The 22,432-nt window shown below is 51.7% G+C and carries 26 protein-coding genes; 16 read left to right on the forward strand and 10 right to left on the reverse strand.

Features of this window, described 5'->3' with window-relative positions; all coding sequences use genetic code 11:
- The first annotated feature begins 253 nt into the window (after nt 1–253).
- The 4 genes from NY07_RS13645 to NY07_RS13660 all read left to right on the forward strand — a co-directional run bounded on the left by NY07_RS13645 (nt 254) and on the right by NY07_RS13660 (nt 4,451).
- Entirely contained in the window at nt 254–1,954 is a 1,701-nt protein-coding gene (locus NY07_RS13645) for an FAD-dependent oxidoreductase (protein WP_033539917.1), read from the forward strand.
- A 64-nt stretch (nt 1,955–2,018) separates the two neighbouring features.
- Nucleotides 2,019–2,450: a YeeE/YedE family protein gene (locus NY07_RS13650; RefSeq protein WP_033539918.1), complete on the forward strand. Its 432-nt coding sequence runs from the start codon at nt 2,019–2,021 to the stop codon at nt 2,448–2,450.
- Between the two features lie 8 nt (nt 2,451–2,458).
- A complete protein-coding gene (locus tag NY07_RS13655; protein WP_033539919.1) occupies nt 2,459–2,929 on the forward strand; it encodes a DUF6691 family protein in 471 nt (156 codons plus the stop codon).
- A 202-nt stretch (nt 2,930–3,131) separates the two neighbouring features.
- The gene (locus tag NY07_RS13660) at nt 3,132–4,451 is read left to right on the forward strand and encodes a diguanylate cyclase domain-containing protein (RefSeq protein ID WP_052125692.1); all 1,320 of its coding nucleotides are present in this window, start codon (nt 3,132–3,134) and stop codon (nt 4,449–4,451) included.
- Nucleotides 4,452–4,461: 10 nt separating this feature from the next.
- Here NY07_RS13660 and NY07_RS13665 read toward each other — a convergent pair whose 3' ends face one another.
- The 6 genes from NY07_RS13665 to yjjX all read right to left on the reverse strand — a co-directional run bounded on the left by NY07_RS13665 (nt 4,462) and on the right by yjjX (nt 9,982).
- On the reverse strand, nt 4,462–5,208 hold the full coding sequence (locus NY07_RS13665; protein WP_052125696.1) for a phosphatase PAP2 family protein: 747 nt from the start codon (nt 5,206–5,208) through the stop codon (nt 4,462–4,464).
- Nucleotides 5,209–5,332: 124 nt separating this feature from the next.
- Nucleotides 5,333–5,776, reverse strand: coding sequence for a SufE family protein (locus NY07_RS13670; protein WP_033539920.1), 444 nt, complete (start codon nt 5,774–5,776; stop codon nt 5,333–5,335).
- A 42-nt stretch (nt 5,777–5,818) separates the two neighbouring features.
- Entirely contained in the window at nt 5,819–7,030 is a 1,212-nt protein-coding gene (locus NY07_RS13675; RefSeq protein ID WP_033539921.1) for an aminotransferase class V-fold PLP-dependent enzyme, read from the reverse strand.
- Between the two features lie 114 nt (nt 7,031–7,144).
- Nucleotides 7,145–8,185 carry an NADP(H)-dependent aldo-keto reductase gene (locus NY07_RS13680; protein ID WP_033539922.1) on the reverse strand — a complete coding sequence of 347 codons (1,041 nt, stop codon included), beginning with the start codon at nt 8,183–8,185 and terminating at the stop codon, nt 7,145–7,147.
- 123 nt (nt 8,186–8,308) lie between these two features.
- Complete coding sequence (locus NY07_RS19230; protein ID WP_081953840.1) at nt 8,309–9,277, reverse strand: bifunctional helix-turn-helix transcriptional regulator/GNAT family N-acetyltransferase; 969 nt, start codon at nt 9,275–9,277, stop codon at nt 8,309–8,311.
- A 132-nt stretch (nt 9,278–9,409) separates the two neighbouring features.
- The gene (gene yjjX / locus NY07_RS13690) at nt 9,410–9,982 is read right to left on the reverse strand and encodes an inosine/xanthosine triphosphatase (RefSeq protein WP_033539923.1); all 573 of its coding nucleotides are present in this window, start codon (nt 9,980–9,982) and stop codon (nt 9,410–9,412) included.
- A 455-nt stretch (nt 9,983–10,437) separates the two neighbouring features.
- On the opposite strand from yjjX, the gene NY07_RS13695 reads away from it, so the two are divergent.
- Both NY07_RS13695 and NY07_RS13700 read left to right on the forward strand, forming a co-directional pair.
- Complete coding sequence (locus NY07_RS13695; protein WP_033539924.1) at nt 10,438–11,709, forward strand: serine/threonine transporter; 1,272 nt, start codon at nt 10,438–10,440, stop codon at nt 11,707–11,709.
- 55 nt (nt 11,710–11,764) lie between these two features.
- Nucleotides 11,765–13,132 (forward strand): L-serine ammonia-lyase, encoded by a 1,368-nt coding sequence (locus NY07_RS13700; protein WP_033539925.1) that lies wholly within the window; start codon nt 11,765–11,767, stop codon nt 13,130–13,132.
- Between the two features lie 62 nt (nt 13,133–13,194).
- Here NY07_RS13700 and NY07_RS13705 read toward each other — a convergent pair whose 3' ends face one another.
- On the reverse strand, nt 13,195–13,638 hold the full coding sequence (locus NY07_RS13705; protein ID WP_033539926.1) for a GNAT family N-acetyltransferase: 444 nt from the start codon (nt 13,636–13,638) through the stop codon (nt 13,195–13,197).
- 142 nt (nt 13,639–13,780) lie between these two features.
- Here NY07_RS13705 and NY07_RS13710 point away from each other — a divergent pair, with 142 nt between their 5' ends.
- Both NY07_RS13710 and NY07_RS13715 read left to right on the forward strand, forming a co-directional pair.
- Complete coding sequence (locus tag NY07_RS13710) at nt 13,781–14,086, forward strand: DUF4234 domain-containing protein (RefSeq protein WP_033539927.1); 306 nt, start codon at nt 13,781–13,783, stop codon at nt 14,084–14,086.
- Nucleotides 14,087–14,222: 136 nt separating this feature from the next.
- Complete coding sequence (locus NY07_RS13715; RefSeq protein ID WP_033539928.1) at nt 14,223–15,530, forward strand: dicarboxylate/amino acid:cation symporter; 1,308 nt, start codon at nt 14,223–14,225, stop codon at nt 15,528–15,530.
- Nucleotides 15,531–15,589: 59 nt separating this feature from the next.
- On the opposite strand, the gene NY07_RS13720 is transcribed toward NY07_RS13715, so the two are convergent.
- The gene (locus NY07_RS13720; RefSeq protein WP_033539929.1) at nt 15,590–16,003 is read right to left on the reverse strand and encodes an META domain-containing protein; all 414 of its coding nucleotides are present in this window, start codon (nt 16,001–16,003) and stop codon (nt 15,590–15,592) included.
- 164 nt (nt 16,004–16,167) lie between these two features.
- On the opposite strand from NY07_RS13720, the gene NY07_RS13725 reads away from it, so the two are divergent.
- Nucleotides 16,168–16,377: a hypothetical protein gene (locus NY07_RS13725; protein WP_033539930.1), complete on the forward strand. Its 210-nt coding sequence runs from the start codon at nt 16,168–16,170 to the stop codon at nt 16,375–16,377.
- Here NY07_RS13725 and NY07_RS13730 read toward each other — a convergent pair.
- Together NY07_RS13730 and NY07_RS13735 are read right to left on the reverse strand one after the other, a co-directional pair.
- Nucleotides 16,374–17,315 (reverse strand): GGDEF domain-containing protein, encoded by a 942-nt coding sequence (locus NY07_RS13730; protein ID WP_033539931.1) that lies wholly within the window; start codon nt 17,313–17,315, stop codon nt 16,374–16,376. The two genes, NY07_RS13725 and NY07_RS13730, sit on opposite strands and share 4 nt — an antisense overlap.
- Before the next feature lie 280 nt (nt 17,316–17,595).
- Nucleotides 17,596–18,552 (reverse strand): GGDEF domain-containing protein, encoded by a 957-nt coding sequence (locus tag NY07_RS13735; RefSeq protein ID WP_033539932.1) that lies wholly within the window; start codon nt 18,550–18,552, stop codon nt 17,596–17,598.
- Between the two features lie 101 nt (nt 18,553–18,653).
- Between NY07_RS13735 and NY07_RS13740 the strand changes: the two genes are divergently transcribed.
- The 7 genes from NY07_RS13740 to NY07_RS13770 all read left to right on the forward strand — a co-directional run bounded on the left by NY07_RS13740 (nt 18,654) and on the right by NY07_RS13770 (nt 22,363).
- Nucleotides 18,654–19,250 carry a GNAT family N-acetyltransferase gene (locus tag NY07_RS13740; RefSeq protein ID WP_033539933.1) on the forward strand — a complete coding sequence of 199 codons (597 nt, stop codon included), beginning with the start codon at nt 18,654–18,656 and terminating at the stop codon, nt 19,248–19,250.
- Nucleotides 19,247–19,651 carry a hypothetical protein gene (locus NY07_RS13745; RefSeq protein WP_140946861.1) on the forward strand — a complete coding sequence of 135 codons (405 nt, stop codon included), beginning with the start codon at nt 19,247–19,249 and terminating at the stop codon, nt 19,649–19,651. The genes NY07_RS13740 and NY07_RS13745 overlap by 4 nt, the downstream gene beginning before the upstream one ends.
- 42 nt (nt 19,652–19,693) lie before the next feature.
- On the forward strand, nt 19,694–20,086 hold the full coding sequence (locus NY07_RS13750) for a VanZ family protein (RefSeq protein WP_033539935.1): 393 nt from the start codon (nt 19,694–19,696) through the stop codon (nt 20,084–20,086).
- A 78-nt stretch (nt 20,087–20,164) separates the two neighbouring features.
- A complete protein-coding gene (locus NY07_RS13755) occupies nt 20,165–20,599 on the forward strand; it encodes a DUF3429 domain-containing protein (protein ID WP_033539936.1) in 435 nt (144 codons plus the stop codon).
- Entirely contained in the window at nt 20,596–20,985 is a 390-nt protein-coding gene (locus NY07_RS13760) for a thiol-disulfide oxidoreductase DCC family protein (protein WP_033539937.1), read from the forward strand. The genes NY07_RS13755 and NY07_RS13760 overlap by 4 nt, the downstream gene beginning before the upstream one ends.
- Nucleotides 20,982–21,722: an SDR family NAD(P)-dependent oxidoreductase gene (locus NY07_RS13765; protein WP_052125702.1), complete on the forward strand. Its 741-nt coding sequence runs from the start codon at nt 20,982–20,984 to the stop codon at nt 21,720–21,722. Before NY07_RS13760 ends, NY07_RS13765 begins: the two co-directional genes overlap by 4 nt.
- On the forward strand, nt 21,716–22,363 hold the full coding sequence (locus NY07_RS13770; RefSeq protein WP_140946862.1) for a flavin reductase family protein: 648 nt from the start codon (nt 21,716–21,718) through the stop codon (nt 22,361–22,363). Before NY07_RS13765 ends, NY07_RS13770 begins: the two co-directional genes overlap by 7 nt.
- Nucleotides 22,364–22,432: the final 69 nt, after the last annotated feature.

Raw genomic sequence — 22,432 nt, forward strand, 5'->3', positions numbered from 1 at the left:
ATCTTTCTTTTGCGTAGAGTGGCTGGATCTTATGTGGCTAAGGTAAGCCTGTAAAGGGCTATCTTCGCCAAATATACCTTTGTGACTTGGCTTTTAGTGTGACAATTTTTTGCAATTGATTGTCGGTGATGCCACCGAGATCACTGTTTTTATTATTCACTTAGATTTTTCTAATAAAAGGAATTTGCATGTATTGGCGAATGTAATACACTCTCGGCCAAGGTCTGATTTGTGCAGTAGGAGAAGCATTGAGATGAAGAAGATACTGATCATAGGCGGCGTCGCGGGTGGTGCATCGGCGGCGGCAAGGGCGCGCAGACTCAGCGAAACCGCCGAAATCATCATGTTTGAGCGCGGTGAGTATGTGTCATTTGCCAACTGTGGTCTGCCCTATCATATCAGTGGCGAAATCGCTAAGCGCAGCGCCCTTGTGCTGCAGACTCCGGAAAGCTTTAAAGCCAGATTTAACGTTGATGTACGCGTGATGCATGAGGTGGTTGCTATCGATCGCGCCGCCAAGTTAGTAACCGTCAGACGTCTGAGTGATGGCAGCGAATATCAGGAAAGTTATGATGCCTTGCTGCTCAGCCCTGGTGCAGCGCCTATCGTGCCGCCAATCCCTGGCATAGACAACCCGTTAACCCATTCGCTGCGCAATATTCCCGATATGGATCGCATTCTGCAAACGATCCAGATGAACAATGTCGAACACGCTACGGTTGTTGGTGGTGGCTTTATCGGTCTGGAGATGATGGAGTCCCTGCATTATCTCGGTATTAAGACCACGCTACTGGAGCTGGCACCTCAGGTGATGACCCCTGTTGACCGTGAGATGGCGGGCTTTGTCCATCAGGCGATCCGCGAGCAAGGTGTTGATCTGCGCCTGGACACGGCGTTGAAAGAAGTCAATTATCAGGCGCAAACTCACGTGGCGAGCGACGCCGCCGGTGAAGAGACCGCCCATCAGCATCTAAAGGGACGCCTTAACCTCACCTTGAGCAACGGCGAGACGCTAGATACAGATCTGTTGATCATGGCCATTGGCGTGCGCCCCGAGACGCAGCTGGCCCGCGATGCGGGACTGGCGATTGGTGAGCTTGGTGGCATCGCGGTGAACACCATGATGCAGACTAGCGACCCCGCTATCTATGCGGTGGGCGATGCCGTCGAGGAGCAAGATTTCGTTACCGGTCAGGCTTGCCTGGTGCCCTTAGCGGGTCCGGCAAATCGTCAGGGCCGCATGGCCGCCGACAACATGTTTGGCCGCCAAGAGCATTATCAGGGCACTCAGGGGACGGCGATCTGTAAGGTGTTCGATCTGGCCGTTGCTGCCACCGGCAAGAATGAGAAACAGCTTAAACAGGCTGACATCGCCTATGAGAAGGTCTATGTGCATACCGCCAGCCACGCCAGTTACTATCCTGGCGCCGAGGTAGTCTCTTTCAAACTGCTGTTCGATCCCGTTAAGGGTACCATCTTAGGGGCTCAGGCCGTGGGCAAAGATGGTATCGATAAGCGCATCGACGTGATGGCGGTTGCCCAGCGCGCCGGCATGACGGTTGAGCAGCTTCAGCATCTTGAGCTGAGCTATGCACCGCCATACGGCAGTGCCAAGGATGTCCTCAATCAGGCAGCCTTTGTGGCCAGCAACATCATTAAGGGTGATGCCACACCGATTCATTTCGATCAGATAGATGATCTCAGTGATGATCAACTGCTGCTGGATGTGCGTAACCCTGGCGAGCTTAAAAATGGTGGCTTCGAGGGCGCGGTTAATATTCCGGTGGACGAGCTGCGCGATCGCATGCATGAGCTGCCTAAAGATAAGGAGATAGTGATCTTCTGTCAGGTAGGGCTGCGGGGTAATGTGGCCTATCGTCAGCTGGTCAACAATGGCTATCGGGCGCGTAACCTCATCGGCGGTTATCGCACCTATAAGTTTGCCACTCTTTAAATTTTCACCAGAGGGTCGAATGGCCCTCTCGCTTTCTTTTCGCGACAGATGAAAGAGGTACTCGATGTTTTCATCACTCGCTATCGCCTTGTGCGGTGGTCTATTGATTGGCTTGGCGGCAAGCCTGCTCTTGGTCGTTAACGGCCGAATCGCCGGTATTAGCGGCATCATATATGGCGCCCTGTGGCGCCGAGAGTCTAAGTCCATATTGGGCTGGCAAGTTTATTTTCTCGCAGGGCTGGTGTTAAGCGGCCTGTTGCTGGCCGCGCCACTTAAGGAGTGGCTGGCGATTGAACCTGTGGTCTTGAGTGCCGGGGGGATCGCCTTGCCGACCCTACTGCTGGCAGGTTTGCTGGTGGGCATAGGCAGTTCTCTGGGCAACGGCTGCACCAGCGGCCATTGCATCTGCGGCATCGGCCGTTTGTCGCCGCGTTCCATTGCCGCGTCGCTGGTGTTCATGTTGGTGGGCATAGCTGCCGCCGTATTGCTGAACTAGGGGGCGATATGCGTAATTTAATTGCTTTACTCTCGGGCCTGTTGTTTGGTGCCGGTCTACTGCTCTCGGGCCTTGCCGATCCCGCTAAGGTGCTGGGCTTTTTGGATGTCAGCTTGATCGCGAGTGGTCAGTGGGACCCCAGCCTAATGTTGGTGATGGGCGGTTCCCTTAGTGTCTATCTGCCCGTTTATCTCTTGTGGGTCAAACCCAGAATGGCCCAAAAGTTAGGTCCTGTGCTGGATAGTCATTATCAGGTGCCAAACAAGACACGTATCGATGGTCCTCTGGTGGTGGGTGCAGGGCTATTTGGACTGGGATGGGGCATGTTAGGTATCTGTCCGGGCCCAGCCGTGGTGAATCTCTCCAGTTTCGATCCCTTGGCGTTGGCCTTCATGGCGGCGATGATCTTAGGCGCCTATTTAGGTCGCCTGCTTCAACGCCTGCAACAGCGCAGAGTGCAGACACAGGTCGAGGCTTAACTTACTTATTTTAGTGCGAAAGTACTTGGCAGCGCCTGGCTTTGATGCTTAGCTAATAGTGATTGATGGGGCGCGATGTTCGCGTCTCATTCTGGCCTTCACTTGACGAGTGTTGAGGCCTAGCTGTTTAGGAGGCGCTGATGCATCGATATCGATTTCCCCATTATATTCTCTCCCTTGAGGCAAGCCCGGTACGCTAAATATGGCTATGATGGGGCTGAGCTTACTGTTACTCCTGGCGCTGTGCGTGCTGGTGTTTCTCTTGCTGCGAAGACGCAGCTGGGAGCCATTACGCTTTGAAACCTTAGCCTCCCAACTGGATGACGGTGTTATCCTTATCGATGCTAAGGGCAGTATTCTTGCCCATAATGCCCTGGCGGTGAGTTTGATGCAGGAGGAGGCGACCGATCTTAGGGGCAAGTCGCTGGCCTTGTGGCTTAAAGATTCTAATGGGGCACAACTGCGACAGATTGACGATCGTCAGTTGGGGACCAGTTTGAATCTGGGGCGTGAGTTCTTAAGTTTTACCCGCCTGAGCCAAGAGGCGCGCGGCCAGCTACTCATAGTGCGTCACCACTCCCTAGAGCAGGATATTCGTCAGGATATTACCCGTTATCATCACAGTCAGTATTTTGCCCAAATAGGCACCTGGGACTGGGACGTTGACACAGATACCCTCTATTGGTCCGATGCTATCTATGGCATCTTCGGCTACAAACTGGGGGAGGTCACCCCAAGTTATGAGTTCTTCTATTCTCGAGTTCACCCTGAGGACCGCGAAAAGGTTAGGGCGGGCGAAGAGCGCTGTATTGCTACCGGTGAGAATCACGACGAGGAGTACCGTATCCTCTGGCCTGACGGCTCGGTGCGCTGGGTGCGCGAGACGGGTAACCTGGTGAAAGACAGCGAAGGGGAATTGCTTAAGATGGTGGGTGTGGTGCGCGATATCACACAGGATAAGGCGCTGCACAACAAGCTTGAGCAGATGGCACATCAGGATCCTTTGACCGGCTTACCCAATCGTTTACAGCTCGAACAGCATCTGGCACAGGCGATAGCGCGAGCCAGTCAAATAAAGTCGCGAGTGGTGCTCATCTTTATCGACCTCAATAACTTTAAACAGATTAACGACACCCTTGGCCATCAGGCGGGCGATCGCGTCTTGATGACGGCAGCCGAAAGGCTAAAAACCTGGCAGCGGCCAGAGGATCTGGTGGCGCGTATTGGTGGTGATGAGTTTGTCATCATGGTGCCAGATCTTCCTCTGGAGGCGATGCTTGAACAGGAGATCTCAGCACTTGCTAAAGGACTGTTTGAAGGATTTGGTGAACCCCTCTTGCAGACAGGAAAGGGGATTCAAGCCAGCTTAGGTTTTGCCGTTTATCCCGATCATGCCAGCAATATGGATGCCCTGCTGCATGTGGCCGATCAGGCGATGTATGTCGCCAAGGGGCGTGGGGATGACCAGTACCATCTGGGGCCAGATCTTCGTGCCGATCTCGGCCACCGTCTGGCGCGCTAAGGCTTCCTCATTAGCGGCTAAGAGCCTCCAGAGCCTGACATGTCTGGTTCTGGTCGCGCTTGCGGCGCAAAAATAAGCCGTAATACCAGCTCATTGCCGAGCACCAAGCGATCGCCAAACTCCACACGTCGTGTGATAGAAAATGTGCGCCTCTGAGCTGCTGCGCCACGCCAAAGATAACCCCCAGCCCAAGCCCAAAGCCCAGCCCCAACCAGCGATAGCGCGGCGCGTAGCTAAGGGCAAAGAAGTAGAATGCTACCCAGGCATAGCCGCCGCTAGAGTGACCCGCCGGAAAGCATTGCCCGGGCGAGTTGGCATCAACCTTAGGTGAAAACAGCGAAAAGTAATCGGCAGCTCCCCCGAATATCTTCAGATGCCAGGGGCAATCGAGATGAATAAAAGACTTACCGAGTCTGACCAATATCACGCTGCTGAGCACGCTCATCAAGAGAAAGATCAAACCTCGGCGATAGTATGCCAGGGTGGCTTTTTTGCTGCTCAGGGCGAGCAGACTAATGACTATGACTCCTAGCAAGATCACCAGATCGCGGCCACCGACATGGATCAGTTTTTCTGTCAGCCAGGCGCTGCGTAGCGGCCAGCCATCGATACCGCCTTCGAGGTGAAACAGCCATTGGCTGAGGGCGAGGTCGATATGAAACAGTTCGATCAGCATGGCAGCCAGGATAAACAGCATGCCGGGTACTAGAAGATGTTGGCGCCAAAAGGCGGTAGAGGTTTGCGTGTCTGCTGACATATAGATTGCCCCATTGGCACCTCGGTTGAGGTGCTAAATCAAAACAAAGTGCTGGGGACAAGTCTATGGGTAAGGGCGTGAATATTATGTCAACAAGCTCTACCTAAGGAGCAAGGCTGAGGAGTTAGTTGGCGGCCGCCTTGATCGCCTGTCCCAGCGCCAGTACGCCATTGGTTCGCGATGGGCTTAGCTGACCACTGAGTCCCAACTGCTCGAAATAGGCGTCAAGATCCAGGGCTGCGATGCTGGCCTTATCTTGCCCATGCGTAACGGTCAGCAGCAGGGCGATCAGTCCCTTGACGATACGGGCGTCGCTGTCCGCCAGGTAGTAATGTTTGCCGTCAATCTCTCTGTGATAGAGCCAGGCGTTGCTCTCGCAGCCTCTGACTTGAGCCGAGGGTTGCCGTAAGGCCTCGTCCAAAGACGGTAGGCGTTTGCCCAGCAACATCAGGGCGCGGTAGCGCTCCTGCCAGTTTGTCGCCTGGGTGAAGCTTGGCAGTATCTCCTGGGGATCCAGTTCGAGGCGGGTAAAGGCCTCTGGCTCTGGGCTTAAGGGGGTATCACTCATCTAGGACTCATCTTCGTCAGTTGTGGCGCGAGTTAGCGTCAATTAAAGCAAAAGGTCTTTTACCGATTGTAGCGCCTCGATAAAGCGATTTATATCTTCATCGCTGGAATAGACGCCGAGCGAGGCACGGCAGCAGCCTGAAAGGCACAGTGTTTGCATCAGCGGCATGGCGCAGTGATGACCGCAGCGCACGGCGATCCCTTGTTGATCCAACAAGATCCCTACATCCTGGTGATGTTCGCCGGTGAGGTTAAAGGCCACCGCGCCGACATTGTCTTCGTGGGCGCCATAGAGGGTGATCCCGCCGAGGGCGTTTAGCTCGGCCTGCAGGCGTTTGAGCAGCACCTGTTCATGGGCCCTGATTTCAGCCCTTGGCAGCGACTGAAGAAAGTCGATAGCGGCGCCCAGGCCAATAACCTCGGCGATGGGCGGCGTACCCGCCTCGAGACGATTGGGCAGTATATTAAATGTGGTGCCCTCGAAGCTGACCTGTTTGATCATCTCGCCGCCGGTAAGCAGGGGCTCGAGTTTGTCTAGCTGATCAAAGCGGCCATATAAGATGCCAACGCCGGTCGGGCCATACATCTTATGGCCGGAGAAGAGGTAGAAGTCGCAGTCGATGGACTGTACATCCACCTCAAGATGGGCGATCGCCTGGGCGCCATCGATAAGGGTCAGAGCGCCAACCGCCTTGGCCTGGCTGACCATCTCGGCTACTGGGTTAACCGTGCCCAGCACGTTGGAAACATGGCTCAGGGCAACGATACGCGGCTGACGTTTGAGCAACTCACGGTAGGCCGTTTGATCCAGACGTGCGTCATGGGTCAGTGGGATGGGGACGATTTCGGCGCCAGTTTGCTTGGCCAGCATCTGCCAGGGAACGATATTGGCATGATGGGCGGCGCTGTCGATCAGAATCAGATCTTGCGGTTTTAATTGGGATGCTAACCCTTGGGCGACCAGGTTGATCCCTTCTGTAGTGCCATGGGTGAAGATGATCTCTTCTCTTCTGGCGGCATGAATAAAGTGTTGAACCTGGCTGCGCACCGCCTCATATTGGCTGGTGGCTCGGGCGGATAGCTGATGGGCGGCGCGATGCACATTGGCATTATCTTGGGCGTAATAGCGGGTCATGGCGTCGATCACCCCTTGGGGTTTCTGACTGGTCGCGGCCGTGTCCAGATACACCAGGGGATAGTCGCCGAGTGTCTGGCTGAGGGCAGGAAACTGACTGCGCAGCTGGCTAAATTCCATCAATTGGGTCCGTTGCGTGGTTCAAACAAAAAAGGCGCTCAGATCTTGGGAGATCTCAGCGCCTATTGCAAGTTGCATTTCGTCTTTTAGGCTGGCTAGGTTCACAAACCCCTTTTAAGGGCAGGGGATACGGTAGATGCTCGCCAGCTCGTCGATTCTGCCTAGCAGTTCATCGCTCAGGCTAACCGAGGCGCTGTCGATATTCTCTTTGAGCTGCTCGAGGTTGGTCGCCCCTATGATGTTGCTGCCCACGAAGCGGCGGCCGTTAACGAAGGCCAGGGCCATCTGCGCCGGACTCAGGTTAAATTCCCGTGCCAGCTCGACATAGGCCTGAGTGGCATCTAAGGCCATCTGCGAGCCAGTATAGCGGGCGAAGCGCTTGAACAGGGTGAGTCTGGCTCCATCTGGCCATTGGCCGTTTAGGTATTTACCACTCAGGGCGCCAAACGCCAGCGGTGAGTAGGCCAGTAGCGGTAACTCTTCGCGATGAGCGATCTCTGCCATACCCACTTCAAAGCTGCGATTGAGCAGGTTGTAGGGGTTCTGCACGCTGATGATGCGCGGCAGGCCATGTTTTTCCGCCAATTGCAGATACTTCATCAATCCCCAAGGGGTCTCGTTAGACACCCCTATGTAGCGGATCTTACCCGCCTTGATCAGATCGGCCAGGGCCTCGAGAGTATCGACTATGGGGGTGAGCTTCTCCTGGTCATCTTGCTGGTAGAAGAGCTCGCCGAAGAAGTTGGTGTTGCGATCCGGCCAGTGCAGTTGATAGAGATCTATGGTTTCAATCTGCAGACGCTCTAAGGAGTCGTTGACCGCCTGATGTATGTTGCGCCAGTCCAGCGCCATGTTTTGACGAATATAGTCGCTCTTACCGCCTGGCGCGGCCACCTTGGTGGCGATCACTAAATTGTCGCGATTGCCACGTGCCTTGAGGTAGTTGCCAAGTATGCGCTCGGTTTCGCCCTGGGTTTCTGCCTTGGGAGGCACAGGGTACATTTCGGCGGTATCGATAAAGTTGATGCCTTGTCCGATGGCGTAGTCGAGCTGTTCGAAGGCCTCAGCCTGGGTATTCTGTTCACCCCAGGTCATGGTGCCCAGGCTAATTTTACTGACGTCTAAGCTGGAATGGGGGAGTCTAGTATAGTCCATTCAAATCTCCAGAATGCGCAAGGATTACCTTTGAGGCTAGCAAGCTTTTTTAGGAAACACTAGATAAATTAACTCATCGTGAAGTAACAAAATATCTCGATGATTTAATTGTAATTTCTCTGGTTAAAGTTTGAGCAGCATAGGCATTTCGCAGGCATCGTGACCCGTGTTACCAAGGGGAGCATCCAGATGTTCGAATCCCAGTTTTTCATATAGCTTAACCGCCTCATGCAAACAGGCGGTAGTTTCAAGATAGCAGAGGCTAAATCCCTGGCGTCTGGCAAACTCAAAGGCCTGCAGCGCCATGCGCTTAGCGAAGCCCTTACCTCTGAGCTTGGGGTCGAAATACATCTTCTGCAGTTCGCAGATCTCACTATGGCCGGGTAGGGGAGCGATACCGACGCCGCCCATGACCAAGCCCTTATAATCCACCACCCAGTAGTGCGCCTTGTCGCCTTGGTAGACGCTGTAGAGATCGTCCAGGGTGGGATCGGCGACGCTATAGCCTTTGTCTGGGGTTAAACCATATTCGGCAGAAACGTTACGGATCACCCGGGCAATATGGCGGTTATCTTGTTCTTCAAGGCTTCTGATCTCATAGCCTTGCTGGGCGTTCGCCAGCTCTATGGCCCGGGTATATTGGCTGAGGCTGGCTTCGAGCTGGGCGATCTGCTCAAGTGAAAGCTGGGCCAGGATCTCCTGGTACATCTTGTTTTGTTGCTCATTTAAGCGGGTGAGCTGACGTTTGCCCTGAGGGGTCAGCTGGCACAGAGAGCTACGGCTGTCTCTGGGGTTGTTACGGCTCTTGGCAAAGCCCTTTTCGCATAGCTGGCTGACGGCACGGCTGGCGTTGGACTTGTCGATATTCAGCGCCAGCGCCAACTGCTTTATTGAAAGCTCCTGGGAGTCGAGTTCAATCAAGGCGTGGGCCTGCACCGGTGATAGTGGTAGATCGCCGCAGGCTGAGTTGAGCATGCCAAGCTGCCTTACCAATAGCCTGGAGAGGCTACGCAATGAAGAGCAAGTCTGCGGCAGTTCTATAGTCTGTGTGGGAGCTGAATCATCGAGTGTCGAAGGACAAAGTTGAGACATTGTGGCGATCCGAGTGTGCTATTTAGTTGCGGTTTACATCTAACTTAGTCGCCTAAATTTAGAAATGCAAGTTTTTGCTAATGTAGAGTATTTAAGCAGACGCAAGCTGTCGGCGTCTGCTGTTCACTTGGCTTATGCGAAGAGTTCTGGATTGAGTATTGGGGCCATCGCCAGCACGATCGCCTGGGTGTAGACACTCTCTCTGCTGGCCCTACCTTGGGTAAACAGGCCGATGGCACCGCCTTTTTGTTTGATATTGACCGTGTTGAACAACCTGTCCATCACATCGCCCAGCTCTTCACCGGCCACCAATGCCTGATAGACCTTGCCCGGCAGTGGTAATTGGGCACTACGTCCTATGCTCAGCTCATTGTTGTGAATGATCGCCATATAGGCATAGGTCGCCGCGCCATGGTCGAACAGATCTACGCCGCCCTCCATCGCAATATAGAGGTCGGCCTTTAGCTGCTCATTCTCCTGTCCCATCTGTGCACAGTAGCGGGCACGGTTGATGGCGCCTTCGCGGGTCTCTTCATCTGTCATCGGCTGCGGCGCAACTCCGGAAGGCGCATGTATTCCCTGGCAGCGGATCTCAGCATCGGGAAACAGCAGCGAGAGCGCCTGACGGGCGGCACCAATTTTGACTGGATTGGTTGAGCCAACTGTGATGCTGATGGTGGATTGATGGGTTAACGCACAGAGCATGGGGTATTCCAAAAGTGAATGAAACGACAGGGCGCTATTTTGCCACAAAGTAACATTTGATGCATGGCAGTGGCGAGTCGGTGGCAAGGGGAGATGCTTAACCTATTGAGTCGGGTCTATAGGGCTAATGACCCGTTTCTAATGGGGTTGCGTAAGAGGTCGCTCTAAATACCGTCTGGTGAACAATTGTAAAAAGGGTAGCACGGATGTGAGCTTTTGGTTCGCTTTGGTTATCGCTAGATTGCTTTTGTGAAAATTTACAACGGAATAATTTGGGCCTAGTTCACAAACTCGGTTTATTCTGAAATTTCATTACAAAATGAGGCGCCAGATCAATTTATCTCGGGGTCGCTGCTATATGCTGAGCGCGAATTTTAGTCGTACTCGCCGGGTTGAAAGCTTGCTCGGCGGGGCGTCGAAACACTCGAATGCTAAAGCATCGATAAGGTCAATTTATGCAAAACGAAGCGACAATCTCTGACGTTAATGTTACCCAGCGCCCTGGCTGGACACGTAATGACACTACCTGGATGTTGAGTCTATTTGGCACCGCAGTGGGTGCCGGTATTCTGTTTCTGCCAATTAATGCCGGCATGGGGGGATTTTGGCCCTTGGTATTGATGGCGTTGATCATCGGCCCTATGACCTATCTGGCCCATAGAGGTTTATCTCGTTTCGTCTGTTCTTCTCAACGACAGGGCAGTGACATTACCCATGTCGTAGAGGAGTATTTTGGTGTCGGCGCCGGTAAGGCGATCACCTTACTCTATTTCTTTGCCATCTATCCCATAGTGTTGATCTACGGTGTGGGAATTACTAATACCGTCGACAGTTTTATCGTTAACCAGTTGGGCATGGCCTCACCGCCACGCTTCCTGTTATCGGGTATTCTGGTGCTGGGTATGATGTCTGTGATGGTGTCTGGTGAGAAATTTATGCTTAAGGTCACCCAGCTGCTGGTCTATCCGCTGGTGGGGATCCTGGCCTTTATGTCTCTGTATCTGATCCCAAGTTGGAAGATGGACGCCCTGATGGAAGTGCCTGCGACAGGCGAGTTTTTGGGCACAGTGTGGTTGACCATCCCAGTGTTGGTGTTTGCCTTTAACCACTCGCCGGCGATCTCACAGTTCTCGGTATCACTCAAGAAGCAGTATGGTAATCAAGCCGCTAAGAAGGCCGATGTGATTTTGCGTAACACCAGCATGATGTTGGTGGGCTTCGTGATGTTGTTTGTCTTCTCATGCGTGCTGTCATTGAGCCCGGCGCAGCTGGCCGAAGCCAAGTCTCAAAATCTGCCGATCCTCTCTTATCTGGCCAACGTGCATGCCAGTGGTTTTGTAAGCTATTTTGGCCCCATCATTGCCGTGATCGCTATCGTCTCCTCTTTCTTTGGCCACTATCTGGGCGCCACAGAAGGTCTTAAGGGGATCATCACTAAGCAGCTGCGTAGCAGTAAGAAAGATCTATCCGATGCCAAGATCGACAAGTTTATTTTGGGCTTTATGTTCCTGACTATCTGGGGTGTCGCGGTGATCAACCCCAGCATCTTGGGCATGATTGAAGCTCTGGGTGGCCCTATTATTGCCGCCATTCTTTACCTTATGCCTATGTATGCGGTTTATAAGGTGCCTGCGCTGAAGGCTTATCGTGGCCGTATCAGCAACATCTTGGTGATCCTCGCAGGTCTGCTGGCAATGACCGCCATACTGTTTGGCATGCTCTCTTAATTAGCTCTCATCTGCGCGGTGTTTTGGCACCGCGCGATTGATGGTGGAAACAACTATGGTTAGCGCATTTGATATTTTTAAGATAGGTGTGGGTCCCTCCAGCTCACACACTGTCGGGCCGATGAAGGCCGCCAAAGGTTTTGTTGACGACCTGCGTCAGCGTGGAGAATTGCTGAATATTACCAGCGTCAAGGTCGACATTTATGGCTCCCTGTCGCTGACGGGTAAAGGGCACCATACCGATAGCGCCATCATCATGGGGCTGGCGGGTAACAGCCCTGAGACAGTGGATATCGATCTAACTCCTGAATTTATTCGCCAGGTGGCAATGACCTCTTGTTTGCCGCTGGGCAGCGAGGGTCACGGGGTGGATTTCCCACCCGAGGCCGTGGTGTTCCACCCTGAGGCGCTGGCACTGCATGAAAACGGCATGACGTTAAGCGCTTTTGTTGGCCAGCAGTGTGTCTATAAAAAGACTTACTATTCCATTGGCGGTGGCTTTATTGTCGATGAAGAGCACTTTGGCCTGACGGCGGCTAACGAAGTGATCTTGCCTTATCCCTTCGCCGATGCGAGTGAGCTGTTGGCGCTGTGCCAAGAGACTGGCATGAGCATCAGTGCCATCATGATGGCGAACGAGAAGGTACTGCATAGTGAGGCTCATATTGCCGAAGGCTTCGAGGCGATTTGGCTAACCATGAAGGAGGCCATAGAGCGAGGTTGTCAGACCGAAGGTGTGTTGGCCGGTCCGCTAAGGGTACCACGTCGCGCCCCCGCGCTATTTCGTCAACTGGTGAGTAATGAACGTCTGTCGTCTGATCCCATGATGATCGTCGATTGGATAAATATGTTTGCTCTGGCGGTAAGCGAAGAAAATGCCGCGGGTGGCCGGGTGGTGACCTCTCCCACCAACGGCGCTGCGGGGATCATTCCTGCGGTGCTGGCTTATTTCGATAAGTTTATTCAGCCAGTGGGGCCGAAGGAGTACACTCGCTACTTCCTCGCCGCCGCAGCGATTGGTGGTTTGTATAAACGTAACGCCTCTATTTCTGGTGCCGAAGTGGGGTGCCAGGGCGAGGTGGGAGTAGCTTGTTCTATGGCCGCTGCAGGATTGGCGGAGCTGATGGGTGGAAATCCGGCTCAGGTCTGTATTGCCGCCGAGATAGGTATGGAGCACAACCTGGGGCTGACCTGTGACCCGGTTGCCGGGCAGGTGCAGGTACCTTGTATCGAGCGCAACGCGATTGCCTCGGTGAAGGCGATTAACTCGGCCCGAATGGCGATGCGTCGTAACAGTGAGCCTAAGGTGAGCCTGGATAAGGTGATCGCGACTATGTATGAAACTGGTAAAGATATGCATGTGAAATACCGGGAAACCAGTCAGGGCGGCCTGGCGATTAAGGTGACCAGTATTTGTGCCTAAGCCAAATACTTACCAGAATAAAAAAACGCCCGTCAGGGCGTTTTTTATTGGGATGAATGGACCTACTTTTCCTCATACATCAGGTAGTAGCTCTGTTTCATGCCTAGGGCCTCATAGGTCTGCTGCGCCTTGCTGTTCTCTTGCTCCACATAGAGCCTGAAGCTGGCTGCGCCGCCGTTTTCTTCGGCGATCTTTTTAACGGATTGATACAGTTTGGCGTAGATCCCCTGGCGACGGTTTTGCGGGCGGATATAGACGCTCTGGATCCAGTAGTAATCTTTGGCGCGCCAGTCGCTCCACTCAAAAGTGACCATGAGCGAGCCTAAGATTTCGCCTGCTTCTTCAGCCACCAAGTAAAACCCCCGGGCAGGGTTTTCCAGAAGTGTCTGTACCCCTTGGGTCAGCGTGGCTTGGTCTAGCTCAAGGCCTTCGGTTTCGTTGGCCATGGCCTGATTAAATTGCACCAGTGCGTTGAGATCAGATTGTTGGCCTTTTCTTATTTGCATTATCGCCTCCTTCAAATTTGGCCATACTCTAGCATGCTTCATGGCTAAGCCAAGGCAGAATTTTTTCGATTGGCTCTTAGACTAAAGTCTAACTCTGCTATGCTTTTAAGATGGGTCAGCTAAGTGGCTATGGGGTGGGGAGATGAGTAATTCTGAACAGCAAAATGTTAATAAACTCAATCCAAATCAGCGGGGTAAGTTGGAGCATAGTCGAGAGCAGGAAGCAGTAAGTCACCTGCTACATTTTCTGCTTACCTTGGCGACCTTTGGCCTGTGGGGATTGGTGTGGTGGTATTTAATTCTGAAAGCTCAGGGAAAAGCTGAGCAACTGTTTCATGGCTTTGACGATGCTTATTGGAGTCATCTTATTGAGCGTGAGCAGCCTCCCGCCGCCTTACATACCTTCAGGGTTGATGCGAAACAGGAATCTGTCTATTTCGAGGCCTGATGGGCCCTCCCTTGATGTGAATCACAGCATATTACGCTTTTATCTGCTATCATCGCCGTCCAATTTGCGTCTGCGTCACGCGCGTCTTTCATGACGGCGGCAAGGGCTATCACTCTCGCGATTCAAGGTTATTAACATGCGTCAACAATCCCCTTCTTGGCTAGGCCGTGCCTGGTCTGGCTGGATGTCTGTGCCTCTTTGGCTACAAATCCTTATCGGTATGCTGTTGGGTATCTGCACTGGCCTGGGCCTGGGCGAACAAGCCGTAGTGCTTAAGCCCATAGGTACGCTTTTTGTCAACACCATCAAGATGTTGATCGTCCCCTTAGTGTTCTGCTCCCTCATAGTGGGGGTCACCTCTATGCAGGATACTGCCAAGATGGGGCGCATCGGTTTTAAGTCGTTTGCCTTCTATCTGGGTACTACCTCTATCGCCATCACGTTAGGTCTGGCCGTGGGCTACATTATGCAGCCTGGTGCTGGTCTGGGAATGACTTCGGAGGTGGCCAGCGGCGCAGTAAAAGAGGTGCCTTCTATCATGGAGACACTGATCAATATCGTGCCCACCAATCCGATTGCCGCCCTGGCCAGTGGTCAGATTTTGCAGGTGATCGTCTTTGCCGTTGCCTTAGGGATCGCCCTGGTGTTGATTGGCGATCATGGTAAGCCGGCAATCAAGGTGTTTGAGAGCCTAGCTGAGGCGATGTACAAGCTGACCGATATGATCATGAAACTGGCACCTTATGGGGTGTTTGGTCTCATGGCCTGGGTGGCCGGCCAATACGGCGTGGATATGTTGATGCCGCTGATTAAGGTGATCCTGGCGGTCTACATCGGCTGTGCCCTGCATATTATCGGCTTCTATAGCTTAGTGCTGACCTTTGTTGCCAAGCTGAATCCTATGCAGTTTTTCAAGGGAATTCGCAGCGCCTTGGCGGTGGCTTACACCACCTCAAGCAGCGCAGGAACTCTGCCTGCCAGTATGAAGTGCGCCAGCGAGTCCTTGGGGGTCAATAAGAAGATCTCCAGTTTCGTGTTGCCCCTGGGCACTACGATTAACATGGACGGTACCGCATTATATCAAGGGGTCACGGCGCTGTTTGTGGCTCAGGCCTTCGGTATCGATCTGACCTGGGTCGACTATATCACCATTATATTGACAGCGACCCTGGCCTCAATTGGCACCGCGGGTGTGCCTGGTGCCGGTCTGGTGATGCTGACGCTGGTGTTAACCACAGTTGGTTTACCGCTGGAAGGGGTCGCTATTATCGCGGGTATCGACCGTATCTTGGATATGGCACGTACCGTAGTGAACGTTTCCGGTGACCTAGTCGCCACCACAGTGATCGCCAAATCGGAAGATGAGCTGAATCTGGAACACTATAACGCCGATGCCGAGCGTAGTCAGGTGATGGCCGAGCAGCTGGATAAACAAACGAGTTAACAAATTGGGATAATAAAAAACCGCCGAAATGGCGGTTTTTTATTGCAGCCAGATAAGGATTATTGCTTGCTGAGTACCAGCACTGTGTTGCCGTCGGCGTCGCTGAGCAGCAGCTTACCTTTGGTTAATGTACCTTGAGTCACCATAGACATAGACTGCATCACCTTCTGCTCTTGCTGCATCAAGGCGTCAACACAGGCTTTCATGGTGTTGCCAGCGGGGGAGAGGGTTAAGCTGCGACCATCGAGTTGGTATTGACCGAAAAACTGATTGCAGCTGTTGTTGCCGCTGAGTGCACCATCTGCGGCGAAGACCAGCTGCGCCGGACTATAGTCGATCACTGGTTTGCCTTGGGTGGCTTCGATGTGCCAGGTGCCTAGAATATCAAGATCTTCGTTGTCGAGAATGGAGACACTTTGACAGGCTGATAAACCGAGTAGTGCGGTTGCGATAAAAATACACTTTTTAAACATGGGAGAGATTCCAAAACAGCGAGAAGAATATTTTGACAAGCTTAAGGCCAATTAAAAAGCCCTTTTTAGGGTTTTTCCATGATATTTTGTTCATGGTAAGCTGCTTCTGCTGTCGTTAAGATAAGGCCGACATCTTTGTGTCGAACAAGAGGAAAGATAAAGTGATGATGACCGGATTGAAAATTGCCCACTGGTTAGGCGTGATCATGGTGCTGGCGGGGCTGGGGATCTATGGTCTTACTCAGTGGACTGAGCAGATCCAAGGGATTCTGCTCGTTTCTAGCTTGATCGGGCTGGGACTCGTGATGATGTCACCTTTCCCCATCGTAATGTTTATTCAATGGGCAAAGGCGCAGGAGTCTGACCAGGCCTAAGCCGTGTAGTTCTTTTGCTGGCGAATCACACTGGCTTGTAGATTCTGCCTTGCGGCTTCTACCATAGGTTCTATCGCCAAATGGGTGTTGGGCGTGAAGAAACTGACACCGATCGCGATCTCTGCTTTTATCTCCTCTTTGGCAATCTGCTTGAGTAATCTCTTCGTCAAGGCATCCAGATTGGCCTGATTATCGACAAAGGCCAAAATAGCAAACAGTCCATCCTCGATGCGGGCAGATACGTCGGCGTCACGCATATTATGATGAATCACCCGCGCCAGCTGCCTTAGTCCCTGACTCTGTTCTAATGTCCCTTTGTACTGGGTCAGATCCTGAAGCAATACGATACCCGCGTGAGAACCGAAGCGGCGACTCAGGCTAAGCTGTCTTGGTGCCATCAGGTTAAAGCCATAGGGGTTGAGCATGCAGGTAAGATCGTCCTGTACCGACATCATCTGGATCTGCTGCATTAAAAACAGATGCTTAAGTTCAGACTGGATCAGCGCCTTGCTGTTTTCCAGTAACGGCAATAAGCGCCTAAAATGTTTGGTGCGTTGGCTGTCACAGATCAATATGACGCCGAAAGGTTGACCATCTGACCAGTATAGAGGCAAGGCAAGTAGCTGTGAAAATTGCGCTAAGTGGCTCTTACTGTCTTGGCTGCTGGTGAACTGCAGCAGACCATAACCCGTGTGGGCGCTCAGCGCCTGGGTCAGGCTGGCATCGTGAAATAGAGTGCCGGCGTAGAGGTTGAGATCGGTATCTTGGCGACTACAGACAACCTGGTATTCGCCTTCGATATGTTGCAGGACGATACAGGCCTTAGACTGATAAAATTCGTTAAGTAGATCAACTTGTTGCTGCCAACGTGGTAGTGTAATGGCAGGATGCCCAGATTCTCTGAGCCAAAGGCTGGTTTCGGCGCATTGTAGTAGCATAGTATTGCTCTCTTATTGTTATTATTAAATTGCATAACTCGCTAGGTGCGGTGCGTCAAACGAAAGTCTGACAGCACAAACTGTTTACATCATACTCAAAAATCATATGTTGTGAGAATGTAAATTTTCAAATTTGCGAACAAAATCTGCTTTTTATCTCCTTTAAGTACAATTTAACCTGTCATTTGTTCGGTTTCTCAGGCTTTGTGCAGACAGTGAAACTGCTAACGACACCTATACCCAAATCGACACAAAGAGCCCTAAAGCTAAATAACAGGGCTTATTTTACTTGCACCTCATCTTGAGTTGTTTGCTGTGATTTTAGCTGCTGTTTAGCTTGTTCCAACATGGGCGCTAACTTGGCCGAGGAGTCGGGAGAGAAGAAGGAGTGGCCAGCGTCGAGCTTTAGCCTATCGTTTTGCTGTAGCAGTAACTTTTCGACCCTGCGGCTGATATGGTTCAGATCTCGTTCTGCGTCGACAAATACCAGCACAACAAATTGGCTATGGCTGTAATGGGCGGCGATATCGGCAGTCCGTATGGTGTCTTGAATGATGTTGCCCAGCAATCGAATGTGTTTTTCTTCTATCTTGTCGATCAGTGGTGGGTTGGGATAAAGCTCGAAAAATAAGATGCCGGCATGGGCGCCAAAACGTCGGCCTAAGTTGAGCTGCCGGGGGGCCATCATGATAAATCCATAGTGGTTTAACATGCCGGTATCGCGATCGCGCATCGATAGCGACTCTATGCGCTGACTTTGGCACAGGAGTGCCAGATCTTGTTGCAGCAGGATCTGGAAGGGTTCCAGCATAAAGGCATTGGCGTTGGCCGTTTCGCTATTAGCCGGGTTGACCACAACGAGGCAACCAAAGATGGTACCGTCTGGCCAAAGGATTGGGCGTGATAGCAGATTGCTGGCGGTGGCGAGATCCTTAGGCAGTTCGGCATTGGATTCCAGGCTCAGGCTGATGCTCACCCCTTCTGGCTGACTGTTGGACATCCGGGTGAAAATATCAAACTTTTCATTGTATAAGGTGCCGGAGATGAACTTACGAGTGTCGTTAATGGAGCTGACGATGACCTCAAAACCTAGGTCAGTCTGCTGGGCAACAAAGGCGACGTCGGCTTCGAAGTAGCGCTTCATCAGCTCACATTGATGCATCCACCTGACTAAGTTGATTTGTGTATTATCGTTTTCAAGTATACTCACACCCGTATGAATGTTTTCCGGCAGCATGATCGACCCTAAGCTATTGGTGTTTCAGGTTTGTTAAGTTTGGTAGTCGATCTGATAATTTGCAAATAACCCAACAAATAAAGGGGATATCATTGGGACACATGGACCAAGAGAGTGAACTCTTGATTCGGCAGGCCAGCGCCGCCGATCTCGCTGCCATTACCGCCTTAGAGGCCAGTCAGTGGCAAGCCGAGTTGGCTCCCGAGCAGCGAGGCGAGCTGATGAGCGGACAACAATTTAGTGCCCAGTCGCTTAGTGATCTTATCAGCGACCACTATATTGTCGTGGCCCAGCATAAGGGGAAGATTGTCGGCTATGTGATTGCCGGCAGTTGGGCGTTTTTTGCGGCTTGGCCCATCTATCGTCGTCTGCTGAAAAACTCAACTGACCATAGCCTGGCTGGCCAGCCTCTGAGTGTCGATAACAGCTGCCAATATGGCCCCATCTGGATCGCGCCAGCCTATCGCGGCGCAGGGCTTTTTGCCGATATGGTCGCCAAGCTTAAGGCATTGGTTAAGCCTCAGTATTCCTTTATGTTGACCTTCATCGCCGAGGATAATGAGCGCTCTTTTGCCGCCCATACTCATAAGGCCGAGATGCAGGTGCTAGATTTTTTTGACTTCGATGACCGCGGCTATTATCTGTTAGCCACATCGACTCAGACAGATAGCGCGAGCTGTGCAGGAGGGCAAAGGTGACAAGAGAAACAAGAGTGACAAAGCCTAACTCAGAGACAGTGCCTAACCCTGAGACAGTGCCTGAGATCGCCCCTGAACTCGCTCAGCGACTTGCACCATACGCCGCGGTGCAACTGAGCGCCTTTAATAACCTTAAGCTATTAATCGCGTTGGCAACGCAAGCTGAGCTTGATTGTGAATGTGTCGAATTGCATCGTGATGGCCGGGCGTTTTACGCGTTGAACTGGCAGGAGTGCTGGCTTGATTGCGGTTATAGCAATGACTACGCCGCCAAGATTACTCCCATGTGTGCGCCAAGCGAGCAGATGTTAGCAGTGGCGAGGAAGGTCGAGGTGCCAGTGCTAAACGCGCAGCAACTGAGCTTCATGTGTATGGAATATAGTCATTTTGATCACTGCTAATCTAATTAACTTTAAGCTTTTTCAACGGATTGTGATTGTCTTATGGTGAAATTATTTGCCGGCTTAAGTGTGCTATTTAGTCTGTTTCTGGGCTGGATTATTTTCAGCGCCAGCACAGGGCAGTCTAATCTGTTTTTTGAGCTCGTGAAGCGAGTGCCTTATGGCGATAAGTGGGGCCATTTGTTGCTGTTTGGCACCCTGACACTCTTGGTTAACCTGGGTACCAATTTCAGGCGTGTTTATCTTGGTGGCTTTAGGCCCTATTTAGGTGCGATTGCTGTTGCCGTTTTCGTCTTCATCGAAGAGTGTAGTCAGGCGTACTTGCCGCAACGCACCTTTGACCTGTTTGATTTATTTGCCGATGCCTTGGGGATATTCTTATTTAGCTGGCTTAGCTATCTGATTGAAATGAAAACTAAACCCCTTATCCGTTAGTTGCCTCTGTCACCTAAGATGATCCCAACGCCTGCTTAATGCGTAATATCTTTAAATTCCCTTAAGCAGAGTGCGTCTATGTCCAAAACTTATTCTATGTTGGGGTATGCAGGGTTACTCCCCTTTATTTTATCTACCTGCTTAATGCTGACGGGGTTGACCTTCTTCAGCCTAGACCCTTTTATGCTGTTCACCACCTACAGCGCGATTATTCTCTCGTTTTTAGCGGGCACCTTGTGGGGACGAGAGAGCTGCAAAGTTCACTATCTCACTGAGGATAAACTCCTCATCATCAGCAATGTGGTCAGTGTCGCCGCTTGGGTTGCTATCGTCGTCAATCATCTTTATGTCTCACTGCTGATATTGAGCGTGGGCTACCTAGTGGTCTATTTGAAAGACAGGCAGCAGTGGCGGGAAAAAACCTTATCCGATGAATATATTCAATTACGCACTCGGCTAACGGCTGTGGCAGTGCTATGTCATCTGATCATATTGGGGGCCGCTATCTCATGAAACTACGTATTTTTTATGACAGTCAGTGTCCTCTATGCGCTGCAGAGATGGCTAAGCTCAAACGTTGTGACACTGAAGATGCGATTGAACTGGCAGATTTGGCAAGCGATGATTTTTCGGCCAAGTACCCGCATATCGATGCCAAGTACGCTAATGAGATATTGCATGGTGAAACCGAAAATGGCGAATTGCTCACGGGTCTAGACGTCACCTATCTTGCGTGGGCGCTGGTGGGGAAAAAACATTATGTGGCGCCTCTAACCTGGCCAGTGATTAAACCTGTCGCAGACTTCCTGTACTTAAAATTTGCGAAGCATAGATATAAGGTGTCCTATCTGCTAACAGGCAAAAAACGCTGCGAAAGCGGTCAGTGTGGTTTGTCATGAAACCGGTAGTGACCCAAGCAGTAAACGGTGAAGGGGTGTCTGTCATCATAGGCGCCAATAGCGCTATCGCCCAGGCGTTAATTCAACGGCTGTTATTGCAAGGACCTGTGATTGCGATCAGCCGCCGGCCCTTAGGCGTGATTGCCGAAGGGCTTGAATCCCTGCAGTGTGATTACAGTGAAGATGCGATATCCACCTTAGTTAACGAGCTAGCAACGAGGCAGTTGGTTATTAGTAATGTGTTTATTTTTAACGGCATCTTGCATCAAGCGAGCATTAAGCCCGAGAAACGGCTCGAAGATTTAAGCGTAGAAGCGATGAATACCCTGTTTCAGATCAATACTGTCACGCCTATGCTGTGGCTGAAACATCTGATGCCCTTGGTCAAAGGCGATAAAAAATGTGTGGTCGCGGTAATGAGCGCACGTATCGGTAGCATTAGTGATAATCGCCTCGGTGGTTGGTATAGCTATCGTGCATCTAAGGCTGCGCTGAATATGTTGCTGCAAACGTCAGCCGTTGAGTATGCCCGCCGCGCCAAGAATGTTGTCATTTTGGCATTTCATCCTGGTACAACCGACACACCCCTGTCTAAACCCTTCCAGCAAAATGTCGACAAAGAAAAACTCTTTTCAACCGAATTTGTTGCTAAGAGATTGTTAGCGGTGGCCCAAACCGTGACGCCTTCTGCGGAGGCCTACTTTATTGATTGGAATGGTGATTCAATTTTATGGTAAATCGAACCGTGCATATCGACCAAAACCAGTTAGCTGAGATGGAGCAGCGTTATCGAGCGCATCTGGTTAATAGTTTGTCTGGCTTTAAGAGTGCCAATCTCATAGGCACTATCAGTGAGTCGGGGCAAACCAACTTAGCCATTGTCAGTTCTGTGTTTCACTTAGGCGCAGACCCAGCCTTAGTCGGATTTATCAGTCGGCCTAACTCTGTGGCGCGAGATACCTTGAGTAATATTATCGCCACGGGCAGCTATACCATTAATCAGGTCAATAGTGATATTTGGCAACAGGCTCATCAAACATCTGCTCGCTATGAGCCGCAGCAGTGTGAGTTTGCCGAGGTCGGGTTAACGCCAGAGTATTATCAGGAGGTGCAGGCGCCCTTTGTGGCCCAAAGCCGATTAAAGTATGGCGTTAAGCTCGAGAGCTATCAGAGGATCGAACTGAATCAAACCCTGCTGGTGATTGGCAGTATTACCGATATATTGCTTGATGATGTGGCGCTGAAAAATGATGGCAGCATCGATATCGAGCAGCTCAATAGTGTTTGTGTATCAGGGCTTGATTGTTATCACCGCACCGAGCGGTTAGGCAGGCTCAGTTATGCAAAGCCAGGTAAGCCAATAACGCTTATCGATTAGCGGTTGCGCTGATACGGGTGAGGAGCGGTCAGCAAGGGTTAATTACGCGAGTACCGACATAAAAAAACC

Source organism: Shewanella sp. ECSMB14101 (assembly GCF_000773485.1).
In the GTDB taxonomy this organism is placed as follows: Bacteria; Pseudomonadota; Gammaproteobacteria; order Enterobacterales; family Shewanellaceae; genus Shewanella; species Shewanella marisflavi.

Bases quoted from the DNA above. Each gene is read 5' to 3' on its own strand.
- NY07_RS13645 (WP_033539917.1), top strand. From the start codon at position 254: ATGAAGAAGATACTGATCATAGGCGGCGTCGCGGGTGGTGCATCGGCG.
- NY07_RS13650 (WP_033539918.1), top strand. From the start codon at position 2,019: ATGTTTTCATCACTCGCTATCGCCTTGTGCGGTGGTCTATTGATTGGC.
- NY07_RS13655 (WP_033539919.1), top strand. From the start codon at position 2,459: ATGCGTAATTTAATTGCTTTACTCTCGGGCCTGTTGTTTGGTGCCGGT.
- NY07_RS13660 (WP_052125692.1), top strand. From the start codon at position 3,132: ATGGCTATGATGGGGCTGAGCTTACTGTTACTCCTGGCGCTGTGCGTG.
- NY07_RS13665 (WP_052125696.1), bottom strand. From the start codon at position 5,208: ATGTCAGCAGACACGCAAACCTCTACCGCCTTTTGGCGCCAACATCTT.
- NY07_RS13670 (WP_033539920.1), bottom strand. From the start codon at position 5,776: ATGAGTGATACCCCCTTAAGCCCAGAGCCAGAGGCCTTTACCCGCCTC.
- NY07_RS13675 (WP_033539921.1), bottom strand. From the start codon at position 7,030: ATGGAATTTAGCCAGCTGCGCAGTCAGTTTCCTGCCCTCAGCCAGACA.
- NY07_RS13680 (WP_033539922.1), bottom strand. From the start codon at position 8,185: ATGGACTATACTAGACTCCCCCATTCCAGCTTAGACGTCAGTAAAATT.
- NY07_RS19230 (WP_081953840.1), bottom strand. From the start codon at position 9,277: ATGTCTCAACTTTGTCCTTCGACACTCGATGATTCAGCTCCCACACAG.
- yjjX (WP_033539923.1), bottom strand. From the start codon at position 9,982: ATGCTCTGTGCGTTAACCCATCAATCCACCATCAGCATCACAGTTGGC.
- NY07_RS13695 (WP_033539924.1), top strand. From the start codon at position 10,438: ATGCAAAACGAAGCGACAATCTCTGACGTTAATGTTACCCAGCGCCCT.
- NY07_RS13700 (WP_033539925.1), top strand. From the start codon at position 11,765: ATGGTTAGCGCATTTGATATTTTTAAGATAGGTGTGGGTCCCTCCAGC.
- NY07_RS13705 (WP_033539926.1), bottom strand. From the start codon at position 13,638: ATGCAAATAAGAAAAGGCCAACAATCTGATCTCAACGCACTGGTGCAA.
- NY07_RS13710 (WP_033539927.1), top strand. From the start codon at position 13,781: ATGAGTAATTCTGAACAGCAAAATGTTAATAAACTCAATCCAAATCAG.
- NY07_RS13715 (WP_033539928.1), top strand. From the start codon at position 14,223: ATGCGTCAACAATCCCCTTCTTGGCTAGGCCGTGCCTGGTCTGGCTGG.
- NY07_RS13720 (WP_033539929.1), bottom strand. From the start codon at position 16,003: ATGTTTAAAAAGTGTATTTTTATCGCAACCGCACTACTCGGTTTATCA.
- NY07_RS13725 (WP_033539930.1), top strand. From the start codon at position 16,168: ATGATGACCGGATTGAAAATTGCCCACTGGTTAGGCGTGATCATGGTG.
- NY07_RS13730 (WP_033539931.1), bottom strand. From the start codon at position 17,315: ATGCTACTACAATGCGCCGAAACCAGCCTTTGGCTCAGAGAATCTGGG.
- NY07_RS13735 (WP_033539932.1), bottom strand. From the start codon at position 18,552: ATGCTGCCGGAAAACATTCATACGGGTGTGAGTATACTTGAAAACGAT.
- NY07_RS13740 (WP_033539933.1), top strand. From the start codon at position 18,654: ATGGACCAAGAGAGTGAACTCTTGATTCGGCAGGCCAGCGCCGCCGAT.
- NY07_RS13750 (WP_033539935.1), top strand. From the start codon at position 19,694: ATGGTGAAATTATTTGCCGGCTTAAGTGTGCTATTTAGTCTGTTTCTG.
- NY07_RS13755 (WP_033539936.1), top strand. From the start codon at position 20,165: ATGTCCAAAACTTATTCTATGTTGGGGTATGCAGGGTTACTCCCCTTT.
- NY07_RS13760 (WP_033539937.1), top strand. From the start codon at position 20,596: ATGAAACTACGTATTTTTTATGACAGTCAGTGTCCTCTATGCGCTGCA.
- NY07_RS13765 (WP_052125702.1), top strand. From the start codon at position 20,982: ATGAAACCGGTAGTGACCCAAGCAGTAAACGGTGAAGGGGTGTCTGTC.
- NY07_RS13770 (WP_140946862.1), top strand. From the start codon at position 21,716: ATGGTAAATCGAACCGTGCATATCGACCAAAACCAGTTAGCTGAGATG.